This is a genomic window from Providencia sp. PROV202, from assembly GCF_028479565.1.
Lineage (GTDB): Bacteria > Pseudomonadota > Gammaproteobacteria > Enterobacterales > Enterobacteriaceae > Providencia > Providencia zhijiangensis.
This window is the reverse complement of record NZ_JAMPNV010000011.1, coordinates 143,328-156,256: the sequence shown is the minus strand read 5'-3', so window position 1 is coordinate 156,256 and position 12,929 is coordinate 143,328. Positions and strand designations below refer to the sequence as shown.

The window sequence follows — 12,929 nt, the reverse complement described above, 5'->3', positions numbered from 1 at the left end:
GCTTTTTTTTGATAAAAAAAATAATATTCACGACGCATAAGAGGATGACGAGCATGACACGCCGCACGATAAGTGTTGAAGAAAGACCACCATTACTACAAACCATTCCATTAAGCTTTCAACATTTGTTTGCCATGTTTGGGGCAACGGTTATTGTTCCTATTTTATTTGGCGTGAACCCGGCAACGATTTTATTATTCAACGGGATCGGTACGCTGCTGTATTTATTTATCTGTAAGGGCAAAATTCCCGCTTATTTAGGGTCGAGCTTCGCCTTTATTTCTCCAGTATTAATTTTATTGCCTCTTGGGTATGAGCTAGCGCTTGGCGGGTTTATTATCTGCGGGGTGTTGTTCTGTATCGTAGCATTGATTGTCAAAGTGGCAGGGCGCGGCTGGATCAACGTGATGTTCCCACCCGCAGCGATGGGGGCGATTGTTGCAGTTATCGGTTTGGAATTAGCGCAAACGGCAGCAGGTATGGCGGGCTTATTACCAAAAGAAGGCGCCGCGGTTGATTCAAGCACCTTAATCATCTCGATCACCACATTGTCAGTCACTATCTTGTGTGCGGTGGTTTTCCGTGGATTCTTATCGATTATCCCAATCTTAATTGGTTTCCTCTCTGGTTATGCACTTTCCTACTTTATGGGGATTGTTGACTTTACGCCAGTTATCGAAGCGCCATGGTTTGCCATTCCGACTTTCTATACACCGCGTTTTGAGTGGTTTGCGATTTTAACCATCCTGCCTGCGGCGTTAGTGGTCATTGCGGAACACGTTGGACACTTAGTGGTGACAGCGAATATCGTTGAGCGCGACTTAATGAAAAACCCTGGCTTACATCGTTCTATGTTCGCAAACGGTTTCTCTACTGTGTTATCGGGTTTCTTTGGATCGACACCAAATACCACGTACGGTGAAAACATCGGCGTGATGGCGATTACTAAGGTCTACAGTACGTGGGTCATCGGTGGTGCGGCAATTATCGCTATCTTACTCTCTTGCGTGGGCAAATTAGCGGCTGCGATTCAATTAGTGCCAGTACCTGTTATGGGGGGTGTTTCACTGTTACTGTACGGCGTCATCGGCGCTTCGGGTATTCGTGTTCTGATTGATTCAAAAGTAGATTATAACAAACCACAAAACCTGATTTTAACCTCAGTGATTTTAATCATCGGTGTGAGTGGCGCGGTGATCCACATTGGTCAAGCTGAACTGAAAGGCATGGCGCTGGCGACTATCGTCGGTATTCTGATGGCGTTGTTATTCCGCTTTATTACCTTTGTTCGCCCAGAAAAACAGTTTGTGACTTCAGAAGTGAAAGTCTTAGACGAAAATAAAAAATAAGTCACGATTAAGTAAAATAGATTGCCGGAGTGGCTAAAGCTCCGGCAATTAACCGTCAGGCTGTTCATCTCTTCTTGTTATTTATGATAAACTCAATGGCGTTAATTGAACTGCACAATCAGAGGCGCTTCTGAATACACCATCTCAACTCTCATTACCACTTTCTCTTCCTGATGATGAAACCTTTGCCAGTTTCTATGCAGGGGAAAATGAGGGATTACTCTCTGCGCTAAAAACGGCGATTAATCAGCCTCATGGTAGTTATATCTATTACTGGTCAAGAGAAGGGGGCGGTAAGAGTCATTTACTGCATGCGGCATGTGCTGAGTTGTCTGAGCAAGGTGTTGCTGTGGGTTATGTGCCGCTGGATAAACGCGCTTACTTTGTGCCTGACGTGCTCGAAGGTATGGAGCATCTTTCTCTGGTCTGTATTGATAATATTCAATGCATCGCGGGAGATGAAGAGTGGGAAATGGCCATCTTCAATTTGTATAACCGCATTTTAGAAATTGGTCGAACGTGCTTACTGATCACCGGGGATCGCCCACCGCGCCAGATTGACTTGAAACTGCCGGATTTAGCTTCTCGCCTCGATTGGGGGCAAATTTATAAACTGCATCCTTTAAGTGATGAAGACAAAATTTGTGCGCTTCAATTACGTGCCAGTATTCGCGGATTTGAATTGCCTGAAGATGTTTGCCGGTTTGTTTTGAAACGGTTAGACAGAAAGATGGGCACTTTATTTGATATCTTAAATAAACTTGATCACGCCTCGATTGTCGCTCAACGTAAAATGACCATTCCTTTCGTTAAAGACATTCTCAAATTATAAAAAATTGGCAGCCCATCGACTGCCAATTAATTGTCTGCCAAATAGCCTGCTTATAAAATTTCCAGCACCTGCTCTGGTGGGCGACCTAACTTGGCTTTTTTACCTTTTACCACAATCGGGCGCTCAATTAACTTTGGATTATCATGCATGGCTTGAATAAGCTGCGCTTGAGTAACGCTGTTATCCGCTAATTTCAGCTCTTTATAGATATCTTCTTTGGTGCGCATTAATTGGCGCGCATCGGCAAATCCAAGCATCTTCAGCAATTTTTCAATATCAGCCACTGAAGGTGGCGTCGTTAAATATTCAACTACCGTTGGCGTGATGCCTTTTTCTTGCAATAAAGCCAGTGTTTCACGGCTCTTAGAACAGCGAGGGTTGTGATAAATTTTAATTGAATCCGTCATTATTTTTATTCCTTACGGTTTTGCGTTGCTATCGCGCTCTTTTAATCGAGTAAGTTCATCGATTCGCGCATCAAAACGTTGTTGTTCATAACTGCCTAAGCGGCTTTTACGACTCGCTTCGCTTAAATAATTAATGGCAGTGTCATAGTTACCGCGCAGTGCCATGCCTTCAGCATACGCCGCCAATTCTGCATTACGATCCCCTAGTTTTGCTGAGGCTTCGGCAAGCAGATCCCAACCAATAGGGTCGTCAGGGTAATCAAACGTATATTTATTCAATAAATTAGTGGCTTCTTTATATTGCCCGTTACTGACGTATGCGTTCGCTAAGTTGACAATAAACACCGTATTTTTCGGTGATTTTTTCAAGGCATCTTGCAAGCGAGCAACCGCTTTGCCAACTTGTTTTTGCTCAATATCGATATCGGTCATGGAGTCGATAAACCACGGGTTATCCGGCTGCTTGGCTAACAATTCAGAAATCATAACGCCCGCTTCGCTGTATTTTTTATCTTGAGATAATAATAATGCTTTACCGTACTTCGCCGCCATTTGCTCTTGAGCATTGCCTTTACTGTAATTTTCGATGATTTGATCCAGTGCATTGCGTTGATCTGCTGGGCTGTACATGGACAAAATACGAACACGTGCCAACATAAAGTCTAATGAAGATGGGGCATGGACTTTCGGATATTGGTTTGAACGGTTACGGGCATCGGCTAAACGGCTGTCTGGTAAGGGGTGAGTCAGTAAAATTTCTGGCGGTTTAGACATATAGCGGGTTTGGTCCGACATGATTTGCATAAAATCAGCCATGGCATGCGGGTCAAACCCTGAACGACGCAATGTTTGCAGGCCAATACGGTCGGCTTCTTGCTCATTGGCTTGTGTAAAGCTGATCATCCCTTGCTGCATTCCCGCGAATGTTCCCGTTAATGCGGCAAAACCGGCTTGCGGGTTCGCCATCACCAGTAATAGAGAACCGATAGTACCTGCGATAGCCAACGGCGTTGTGGCTTTTTGGTCTTCCATCATTCGCGCCAGATGGCGCTGAGTTACGTGAGAGATTTCGTGCGCCATAACGGAAGCAAGCTGGCTTTCATTTTGGCTATAACGAAACAGTGCAGAGTGAAGAACCACGTTACCGCCAAAATAGGCATAAGCGTTAATATTCGGGTTATTGACTAGGTAAAATTTAAATGGTGTTTTGACAGAATCTGCATTCGTCACTAAACGTTGCCCCAGTTTATTCACGTACTGGGTTAGTAATGGGTCATAAATGAGGGGGGTACTTCCTCGAATTTGACGAGTGATGGCATCGCCCATAATGATTTCTTGGTTAATGCTGAGCGTTCCTCCCGCGGTTGTACCGATATCGGGTAGGGTATCTTCAACAGCACTATAGGCAGGTAATACAGCACCATGGATAAGTGCGGACATCAGGATAGCGAGCAGTGGATATTTCAATTTTTTAGTCATCATGCATATCTTCACTTATTACCTACAGAAAATACGAATTAATTGGGAGATATGATAGCAAAAGCTATCGTAAAATCTGTTATTCGGTATAATTTTCTTCAATTTAGGAACTGTCTTTGTTTTACATTCCCAGGAGCCAATGAATGTTAGAAATGTTTTTACAATGGTACCGTCGGCGCTTTGCTGACCCGCAAGCAGTTGCGTTGTTTAGTTTGCTGGTTATTGGCTTTCTGGTCATCTTTTTCTTCAGCAGTATACTGGCTCCATTATTAGTCGCAATTGTCTTAGCATATTTACTTGAATGGCCAACACATTTACTCCAACGACTGGGTTTATCCCGCGTTTTAGCGGTTAGCATCATTTTGACCTTGTTTGCTGGAATAAGTGCCATGGTGATCTTAATTATTGCACCAACGGCGTGGCAACAAGGGATTAATCTCGTGGCGGATTTACCTAACATGGTCAATCGCTTTAGCGAGTTCGCTCGCCGATTACCGGAACAATATCCCGCACTGGTAGATGCTGGCATCATTGATATGATGGCAGATAATGTGCGCAGTAGGTTGTCAGTTGTTGCGGAGTCTGTGGTGAAAGCGTCGGTGGCCTCACTAATTGGTATTTTTACCTTAGCAATCTACCTGGTTTTAGTACCATTGATGATGTTTTTCTTATTAAAAGATAAAGAAAAAATCACCAAAAGCTTTGTTAAACTTCTCCCGAAAAATCGCCAGTTAGTCAGTAAAGTCTGGTTGGAAATGAATCAGCAAATTACCAACTATTTGCGTGGTAAAGTCACAGAAATGGTGATTGTGGGTGTCTGTACCTACATTGGTTTTGCTTATTTTGATTTACGTTATTCAGTGCTGTTGTCTGTGCTGGTGGGTGTTTCGGTGCTTATTCCTTATATTGGTGCGGTTGCGGCGACGATCCCTGTCGTGCTGGTGGCATTATTCCAATGGGGCATAGGTACTGAGTTCTGGTCACTGTTTATTGTTTATCTGGTTATCCAAGGGCTAGACAGCAATATCGTCGTGCCGCTGTTGTACTCAGAAGCCGTGAACTTACACCCACTCGTGATTATCTTGTCGGTGGTGATTTTTGGTGGGTTATGGGGATTCTGGGGCGTGTTTTTTGCGATCCCGCTTGCAACCTTAATCAAAGCGGTGATTAACGCGTGGCCACAAGATTTAAGTGATAGTGAGACAACAGAAAAAATAGAAGGTTAAAAGAGCAGGTAAGAAAAAAGGGTTGCTAATTTAGCAACCCTTTTTAGTAATTAGATGAGAGTAATTAGGCGTTAGCGTTGATATACGCTAATACGATTTCATGGTGGTTACTGGTTTTGAAATCGTCAAATACGTGCTCGATGGTGCCATTTGCATCGACAAGGAAACTAATGCGGTGGATACCGTCATAGGTTTTACCCATAAATTGTTTTTCACCCCACACACCAAATTGTTCACAAATTTGATGATCTTCATCGGATAACAGTGTGAAGTTTAATAACTCTTTTTCAGCGAAACGAGCCAATTTTTCTGGTTTGTCTGTACTAATACCTAAAACTTCGACACCTTTTGCTTTTAGTGTATCCATCTCATCACGCAGTCCACATGCTTGAACTGTACAGCCTGGTGTCATCGCTTTAGGATAAAAGTAAACTAATACGCGTTGACCCTGGAAATCAGAAAGATTGATGATTTCACCATCTTGGTCAGGAAGGCTAAATTGAGGTGCCTTATCACCGGCTTTCAATGGGTTCATTACATATATCTCCGTTAACTCTGCATTTTGGGGTTGTTAACAATACTGATGTTGCCTTTGGCATTTAGCATTGTACATAGTTGTTGAAATTTATTCTTTATAATTATGCCATTATCATCCAGTGGGTCATGGGCTGTAATTTGAATTTCCAATTGAGCCGGTTGTGTATCATTTGCAGGCTGTGTTTTAGAAATCAATTCTGCGATGTTGCACTGTTGAGTGGTAAACAAATTGGTAAACTGTTCAATAATACGCGGCGCATCGTCCACCATCACATTCACGGTTACAGTAGACGGATAGTAGGTTTTTTGTACGCTATGCGTGCGTTTCATTACAATCAGCAAATCTAACTCTGCCCCTTTAGTCGGTAAGATAGCCTCTAGAAGCGTGATAGCATTCCAACTGCCGGATAACATCATTATAAAAGTAAATTCCTCGCCAAACATAGCGAGTCGACTATCCTCAATATTACAATCACATTCGCTGACAAGGCGTGTAATTGTATTCACAATGCCCGGACGATCTGTTCCCAGCGCAGTAATAACAAGAAATTGCGGTTCAGTCTTAGGCAAAGTATCTTCCTTATTTTGACTAAATTTAGGTCAATGATATTGACTCAGGATGGTGGTAAGGAAACCATAAAATTGTGAGTCTGCCAAGTGGGGCGATTCACTCTTGCGACAAATATGGCTGAATTATTACTTCTATTTAAGTTAATGTCATCGGCATTAACAAAATTCATTAAAATCTTGCGTTTGGGTGGTTTTCTTCTGTGAAATGAAAACGTAACATGGAAACTCACTATTTAGGGGGCATTGCGATGGCTAATCAAAACGTAAACTACAAAGACTTTTTACAAGGCAGTATTGTTGCTGTGATCACACCAATGGATTCAGCGGGTAACGTTGATAGAAAAAGCTTGAAACAGCTGGTGGATTACCATGTCGCAAATAAAACCTCTGCGATTGTGTCAGTGGGAACAACGGGGGAATCAGCAACATTAAACCATAAAGAGCATGTTGATGTAGTGAAAGCGACGCTTGAGTTAGCTGATGGCCGTATCCCAATTATTGCGGGAACAGGTGCAAATGCGACCGCAGAAGCGATTTCGCTAACAAATGAGTTTGAAAACAGTGGTGTAGTTGCGTGCCTAACAGTAACGCCTTATTATAATAGACCGTCACAAGAAGGCTTATATCAGCATTTTAAAGCAATTTCAGAAAACACCAGCTTGCCACAGGTTCTCTATAATGTACCATCGCGCACTGGATGTGATTTATTACCTGAAACTGTGGGCCGCTTGGCGAAATTGGCGAATATTGTGGCAATTAAAGAAGCCACAGGGAACTTAGCACGGGTTCATCAAATCAAAGAGTTGGTTGATGACCATTTTGTTCTGCTTTCTGGTGATGATGCGACTGCACTTGATTTTATGCAACTCGGTGGAAAGGGCGTCATTTCGGTCACCTCCAACGTCGCGGCTGCACAGATGGTAAAAATGTGTGACTTAGCGCTTGCGGGCAAATATACTGAGGCCCGTGAATTGAATAAACAGCTGATGGGACTTCATCATCAGTTATTTGTTGAGCCGAATCCAATCCCTGCGAAATGGGCTTGTCATCGTTTAGGTCTTATTGCGGATGATACTTTACGGTTACCAATGACACCGTTAACTGTATCTGGACAGCAAAAGGTTGAAGATGCCTTGAAACTCGCAGGTTTACTGTAAAATTTAGGGAATTTTAATGGCAACATTATTGCAAAAATCGAAGGTTATGAAGGTTGCTGGCCTGTCACTTGTCGTGTTACTGGCAGCCTGCTCCAGCGATCAGCGCTATAAACGTCAGGTCAGTGGTGATGAGGAATATCTTAATGCTGCGCCATTGAAAGTGCTGAATGCGCCGCAAGGGATTACATTACCAGCAACTAATGGTGAATATGACATTCCTAAAACCACCTCAACAGGGGCGGTTGGGAAAGCGTTAGATATTCGCCCGCCAGTACTGACGATTTCACAATTAGCTGGTTCACGCACTGAAAACAGCGCTGAAGCCAGCCGTTTGTTGCTAGATAATACTCCTGAAAATAATGCGTTATGGTCACAAGTGACCATGATTTTAGAACAGCGTGGCATCCCAGTTTCTACGAAGAACGATGGTTCTCGTTCTATCGAGACTGACTGGATTAAATGGGATCGTGCAGATGAAAACGTCCCATTAGAGAGCCGTCATAAAGTCACTGTTCAGCCTGAAAATGGCATGATTGCGTTAACCGTGACTAACTTAGGCTTACGCCAAGGTGATGAAACGGTGACAGATGCAGCGGAAATTCAACGTTATAACAAACTGTTATTAAACGATTTAACCGACGCTCTGTACACCCTGCGTGATACTTCAAGCAAAAATAGCCTGCAAAGCGCCTATGGCATCATTGATGTTCAAACAGGCAGCAATGACACTGGCTTACCAGTGGTTATTGTTCGTGCGCCGTACGATGCAGTTTGGGAACGTTTACCTCACGCATTAGAAAGCGTTGGCATGAAAGTGGGTGACCGTAGCCGTTCAGCAGGTTCCGTCATGGTGACTTACAAAGGCTTGAGCAGCTCTGAGTGGCAAGCGCTGGGTATTGATGACCCATCGGTACCTGAAGATGACTATAAAGTCCAAGTGGGTGATTTGAATAACCGTAGTAGCCTACAGTTTATCAACACCAAAGGCGTACCATTAACTCAGAAACAGAATGATGAAATGGTCGCCGCACTGAAAGCCGCTTTCAGTAAAGCATCGACTAAAAAATAAGTTTACATAGCTAACTTATTTGTTCTATTAAGTGAAAACGCCGTCCTATGAGATGGCGTTTTTTTTCGGATAAAAACGTGATGTAAACGTAATAAAACCGCTTAATAGTCACTCTAACGGTGAATGTATTAGAGGCCATTTTTCGGATATACTTCAGTCAATGAAGGCTAACAGTGAGGGAAAAGTCGTGGATAATAACGCATCTAAACCAACGACCAAGAGTGATAGTACTTCGATGCCAAGACAAATATCAGGTGCTGAATTTAATTATAAATTACGCAGTACCGAAAATAACCAGAGCCATACGGAAAGCTTTATTCGAGATGGAGTTGTGGACTTTGATTTACCCGGCTATGTTATTCCTAAGGGATATCGGTTAGTTAAGTCACTCAAAAAAGAACAATATCGATTATTATCGATGGAGGGAATACCAGAAACAGTTTACTTATTGGAGCTGAGATTCCGCACGGATATTGTCTTTGGTGAAACCACATGCACTCAAATTAAAGTTTGGCGCACAATGGCGGTAGAACATAAATCCATCATACGGGAGATGCCAAGTATTTTCTTTGCATACCTCTTAAATACACACTGTATTATGGTGACAGATGAAGAGCATACCCGTGATGGGCAGCGTTTCTGGGAAACAACAATTGTTTGGGCGTTTTATAATAACTTTTATATTTATGCTTCCGATGGCACGCTTGAAGACAGACCACTAACACAAATCCATACTGAGGCTGAATTCTTTGATCAATGGATTAATCAACTTTGGGGCAGGGATATCGACGTCTATACCCATAAGCTGATTGTGATCAGCAAACATCCATTACTTTAGTCGCTTTCCTACGCCTGCACATAACTACCCATCTGCACATCTATCAATCATAAAATTCTCAGTGAAACAAATGGACAAAAAATCAGTATTTGCAGCTAAGTAATCGTTTGCGTATGCGCGAGAATTTTATTATCATAATTAGCAGTTAATCATAAAATATTGAATATCAGTTAGTTAGCAGTGTATCAATAATTTTTGGATAACTGACTGAATCAGAGCAGAAAATTAACAATGAATCCGCCATTTTTAGCGGTTTATTCTACTGTTACTTATCTGAATCTGCTGTGCAGGTTGATTTCTATTGAGTGTAATCACATCCCTGGAGTGTTTAAGATGCAAAAGAAAGCTGAGTTGTATCGTGGCAAGGCAAAAACGGTCTATACCACAGAGGATCCAGATTTATTAGTTCTGGAGTTCCGTAATGATACATCAGCACTCGACGGTGAGCGTATCGAACAGTTTGACCGCAAAGGTATGGTTAATAACAAATTTAACCATTTCATCATGACTAAGTTGCAAGAAGCAGGCATTCCTACACAGATGGAAGCCATGTTATCTGATACCGAAGCCTTGGTTAAAAAACTGGATATGGTGCCGGTTGAATGCGTTATCCGTAATCGCGCGGCAGGCTCTCTGGTTAAGCGCCTTGGGGTTGAAGAAGGGATGATTTTAAACCCGCCTCTGTTCGATTTATTCCTGAAAGATGACGCTAAACATGACCCAATGGTGAACGAATCTTACTGCGAAACGTTTGGTTGGGTGAGCAAAGAAAACTTAGCGAAAATGCGCGAACTTAGCTACAAAGCGAACGATGTTTTAAGCAAAATTTTTGCGGACGCAGGTTTGATCTTAGTCGACTTTAAATTGGAGTTCGGTTTATTCAAAGGTGAAGTTGTGCTGGGTGATGAATTCTCTCCAGACGGTAGCCGTTTGTGGGATAAAGAAACCCTGAATAAAATGGACAAAGACCGTTTTCGTCAAAGCCTTGGTGGCTTGATTGAAGCTTACGAAGAAGTGGCTCGTCGTATCGGCGTTAAACTCGACTAAGTGTCTAAAATCATCTTGAAAGAAACAATGATAGCCTGCCAACCGCAGGCTATTTTTTTATCTTTAAATCATGGCTGTGCTAGAAATTGCTGAACCCAACGCTCAGCTTGGCTTTCGATAGGTAGATTCAGCTGATGGCTGAGTGAATGCAAAGTCGGGGATAGCAAAACGGAGTCTGGCTGTAACTCAGGGTGGCGTAACACCGTTTCAATATTGCCGTCCGCAATTAAGCAACCTTGGGATAAATGTACTGCACGAGTAAAATGGCGGGCTGCAAAATCCAAATCATGGCTGATCGTGACAACCGTAGTACCCAATTGTTTTTGATAATCGAGCCAGTGTTCAAAATACCCTAACCACTGCGTATCGAAATCTCGACTTGGCTCATCTAACAGCAGTAGTTTAGGCTGAACAGCGGTTAAACAGGCCACTGCGACCATGCGTCGCTGAGCGGAATGTAAATCAAGAGGATGTTTATCCGCAACATCTGTTAAATGGCAGAGTGTTAAAGCTCGTTCTAATTTTTCAGCAATATCCGACGAGGATAATTTTTGGCGGCGTAATCCAAACATAATTTCATCTTTCACTGTGCTGTGAAAAATCTGTTTTTCTGCTTCTTGGAATAAAATGCCAATTTGTTGCGCACGTTCTGCTGCTCTTAATCCACTGATAGGTTGTTGATTAAAATTGACTTTCCCATGCGAAGGCGGCAATAAACCCGCCATTAAACGCAATAAGGTGGATTTCCCCGCACCATTATCTCCCACTAATGCCACCCATTCTCCAGCGCGAAGCGTAAGTGTAAGATCTTCAATGGCATGTGCTGTTTTCGGGGTGTATTGAAAGCTAAGTTGATTAATTTGCAGCATAACACGCCTCAATGCCTTGGATAAGTTGTTGTTCATTGTGAGGCACTGGGAAATGCCAACGACCATGCGCCATTAATTTCCCGACAACCCGCCACGCATCTGGCATATTGATTGTCTGCTGTGCGGGTAAAAATATGGCGTTAATATCCCCTTGGGCGGTAATAACACCTTGTTCCAGCAATGAAAAATCATTGCAAAAATGCAGAGCTGGCAGTAAATGCCGTTCGAATAAGATCACGCAACAGCCAGTTTGTTCACTGTAATTTTTTAACTGAGTGAGTAATCGATGCGTGGCTGCGGGAGTTAATCTGCTAAAAGCTTCATCTAATAGCAATAATCGTGGTCGCATAGCGAGAGCGCTCGCCAATACCACGCGTTGAGCTTCCCCGCCAGAGAGGGTGGTTGGGTGACGATTACGTAAATTCTGGCTGAACGTTAACTCAAGAGCCTGTTCAACCCGTTGAACGATTTCTTCAGGTGGAAGTCCCAAATTTTCGGGGCCAAACGCCACTTCTTGCTCAACGGTAAATGTACAACCAGAAAGCTGCAACTGCGGAGATTGCTGCACCAATTGACGTTCAATAGAGAGTTCAACTAAAGATTGTTCCCCTAATGGTTGAGCAAGGATCATGCCATTACCAGTGATTTTGCCGGTTAACTGATCAGGTAACCAACCCGCTAACAGTTGGGCTAATGTGGTTTTTCCGCTTCCATTACCCCCTAAAATACAATGCCAATTACCTTGGTTTAGCGTTAAATCAATCCCTGAAAGGATGGGGTGATCGACGCCTTGAGGTGTAAAAGACAGTTGTTGAAGGTTTACCACCCTGTTTTCCGTTATGTTTACCAACATAGCGCCAAACCTCCTTCAATTACGATCAGTGCTAATAAGCCAAAACGCAATACATATTGAAGGCGGCTATCAGCAGGTTTATTCAATGTGGTGCGATGGCGAGTGTAGCGAAAACCTCGCATATCAAGGGCTGCACTGCGGACAGTTAGCTCACTGAGTGCTTGGCTCGCCAGAGGAAGCAATAGGGCGGGCAACGTCGTTAATCGTTGCCAAAAGTGGCCATCTAAGGGAACTCCTCGGGCAAGCTGAGCTTCACGAATCGTGGCAAGCTGCTGACGCAGTTGCTCAACAAGTAAAAGTGGACCCGCAAGCACATAGGCAAAGCTGGCCGGGAGGCGACTGGCAAATAGCGCTCGGATAAACCGTTCAGTGGGAACATACTGTAGCCATAATTGAGAGGCACTAATGATGGCGAGCAGACGCAGCCATAAAGCCATGGCTTTTTGCTGTTGAAGGGCTTGTGGCGGTGAGCCTGTTAATAATTCATTTAGCCACCCTCCGTGGATTAGCCAAAGTCCTACCGCCATTGGTACCATAATTGCTGCGATAAATTTCCAGCGATGGAATGACGCTGAGCGTAAGATGACTGCGGCAAGGGTAGCGAAAGCAACGAGAACTAACCCCCAGCCTAGCGGTAGCATCAATGTGCTAGCGCTAAACCAGAACCATAAGGTTAATGAAGTAAAAGGGTGCATC

The 12,929-nt window shown here is 43.4% G+C and carries 14 protein-coding genes; 7 read left to right on the top strand and 7 right to left on the bottom strand.

Features of this window, described 5'->3' with window-relative positions; genetic code table 11:
• Nucleotides 1-53 precede the first annotated feature (53 nt).
• Together uraA and hda are read left to right on the top strand one after the other, a co-directional pair.
• Nucleotides 54-1,349: a uracil permease gene (uraA, locus tag PR799_RS08080; RefSeq protein ID WP_196712397.1), complete on the top strand. Its 1,296-nt coding sequence runs from the start codon at nt 54-56 to the stop codon at nt 1,347-1,349.
• Nucleotides 1,350-1,479: 130 nt separating this feature from the next.
• The gene (gene hda / locus PR799_RS08075; RefSeq protein WP_036953226.1) at nt 1,480-2,181 is read left to right on the top strand and encodes a DnaA inactivator Hda; all 702 of its coding nucleotides are present in this window, start codon (nt 1,480-1,482) and stop codon (nt 2,179-2,181) included.
• A 50-nt stretch (nt 2,182-2,231) separates the two neighbouring features.
• Here the strand turns inward: hda and arsC are convergent, their stop codons facing one another.
• Both arsC and PR799_RS08065 read right to left on the bottom strand, forming a co-directional pair.
• Nucleotides 2,232-2,588: an arsenate reductase (glutaredoxin) gene (gene arsC, locus PR799_RS08070; RefSeq protein ID WP_154627093.1), complete on the bottom strand. Its 357-nt coding sequence runs from the start codon at nt 2,586-2,588 to the stop codon at nt 2,232-2,234.
• Nucleotides 2,589-2,600: 12 nt separating this feature from the next.
• The gene (locus PR799_RS08065; RefSeq protein WP_154627200.1) at nt 2,601-4,067 is read right to left on the bottom strand and encodes a beta-barrel assembly-enhancing protease; all 1,467 of its coding nucleotides are present in this window, start codon (nt 4,065-4,067) and stop codon (nt 2,601-2,603) included.
• 143 nt (nt 4,068-4,210) lie between these two features.
• On the opposite strand from PR799_RS08065, the gene PR799_RS08060 reads away from it, so the two are divergent.
• Nucleotides 4,211-5,293 carry an AI-2E family transporter gene (locus PR799_RS08060; RefSeq protein ID WP_154603645.1) on the top strand — a complete coding sequence of 361 codons (1,083 nt, stop codon included), beginning with the start codon at nt 4,211-4,213 and terminating at the stop codon, nt 5,291-5,293.
• A gap of 64 nt (nt 5,294-5,357) precedes the next feature.
• Here PR799_RS08060 and bcp read toward each other — a convergent pair whose 3' ends face one another.
• Together bcp and PR799_RS08050 are read right to left on the bottom strand one after the other, a co-directional pair.
• Entirely contained in the window at nt 5,358-5,828 is a 471-nt protein-coding gene (gene bcp, locus PR799_RS08055) for a thioredoxin-dependent thiol peroxidase (RefSeq protein ID WP_036953234.1), read from the bottom strand.
• 14 nt (nt 5,829-5,842) lie between these two features.
• The gene (locus PR799_RS08050; RefSeq protein ID WP_036953236.1) at nt 5,843-6,400 is read right to left on the bottom strand and encodes a glycine cleavage system transcriptional repressor; all 558 of its coding nucleotides are present in this window, start codon (nt 6,398-6,400) and stop codon (nt 5,843-5,845) included.
• A 248-nt stretch (nt 6,401-6,648) separates the two neighbouring features.
• Here PR799_RS08050 and dapA point away from each other — a divergent pair, with 248 nt between their 5' ends.
• From dapA to purC, 4 genes are all read left to right on the top strand, one after another.
• Nucleotides 6,649-7,557 (top strand): 4-hydroxy-tetrahydrodipicolinate synthase, encoded by a 909-nt coding sequence (gene dapA, locus PR799_RS08045; protein WP_051422710.1) that lies wholly within the window; start codon nt 6,649-6,651, stop codon nt 7,555-7,557.
• Nucleotides 7,558-7,573: 16 nt separating this feature from the next.
• Nucleotides 7,574-8,626, top strand: a complete 1,053-nt coding sequence (gene bamC / locus PR799_RS08040; protein ID WP_132496058.1) for an outer membrane protein assembly factor BamC — start codon at nt 7,574-7,576, stop codon at nt 8,624-8,626.
• Nucleotides 8,627-8,786: 160 nt separating this feature from the next.
• The gene (locus PR799_RS08035; protein ID WP_272521661.1) at nt 8,787-9,464 is read left to right on the top strand and encodes a hypothetical protein; all 678 of its coding nucleotides are present in this window, start codon (nt 8,787-8,789) and stop codon (nt 9,462-9,464) included.
• A gap of 333 nt (nt 9,465-9,797) precedes the next feature.
• Nucleotides 9,798-10,511 carry a phosphoribosylaminoimidazolesuccinocarboxamide synthase gene (gene purC, locus PR799_RS08030; protein ID WP_154627091.1) on the top strand — a complete coding sequence of 238 codons (714 nt, stop codon included), beginning with the start codon at nt 9,798-9,800 and terminating at the stop codon, nt 10,509-10,511.
• 68 nt (nt 10,512-10,579) lie between these two features.
• On the opposite strand, the gene PR799_RS08025 is transcribed toward purC, so the two are convergent.
• From PR799_RS08025 to PR799_RS08015, 3 genes are read right to left on the bottom strand one after another with little or no spacing between them, the layout of a single operon-like run.
• Nucleotides 10,580-11,380: an energy-coupling factor ABC transporter ATP-binding protein gene (locus PR799_RS08025; RefSeq protein WP_272521660.1), complete on the bottom strand. Its 801-nt coding sequence runs from the start codon at nt 11,378-11,380 to the stop codon at nt 10,580-10,582.
• The gene (locus tag PR799_RS08020) at nt 11,367-12,233 is read right to left on the bottom strand and encodes an energy-coupling factor ABC transporter ATP-binding protein (protein WP_272521659.1); all 867 of its coding nucleotides are present in this window, start codon (nt 12,231-12,233) and stop codon (nt 11,367-11,369) included. The genes PR799_RS08025 and PR799_RS08020 overlap by 14 nt, the downstream gene beginning before the upstream one ends.
• The gene (locus tag PR799_RS08015) at nt 12,224-12,928 is read right to left on the bottom strand and encodes an energy-coupling factor transporter transmembrane component T (RefSeq protein WP_272521658.1); all 705 of its coding nucleotides are present in this window, start codon (nt 12,926-12,928) and stop codon (nt 12,224-12,226) included. The genes PR799_RS08020 and PR799_RS08015 overlap by 10 nt, the downstream gene beginning before the upstream one ends.
• Nucleotide 12,929: the final 1 nt, after the last annotated feature.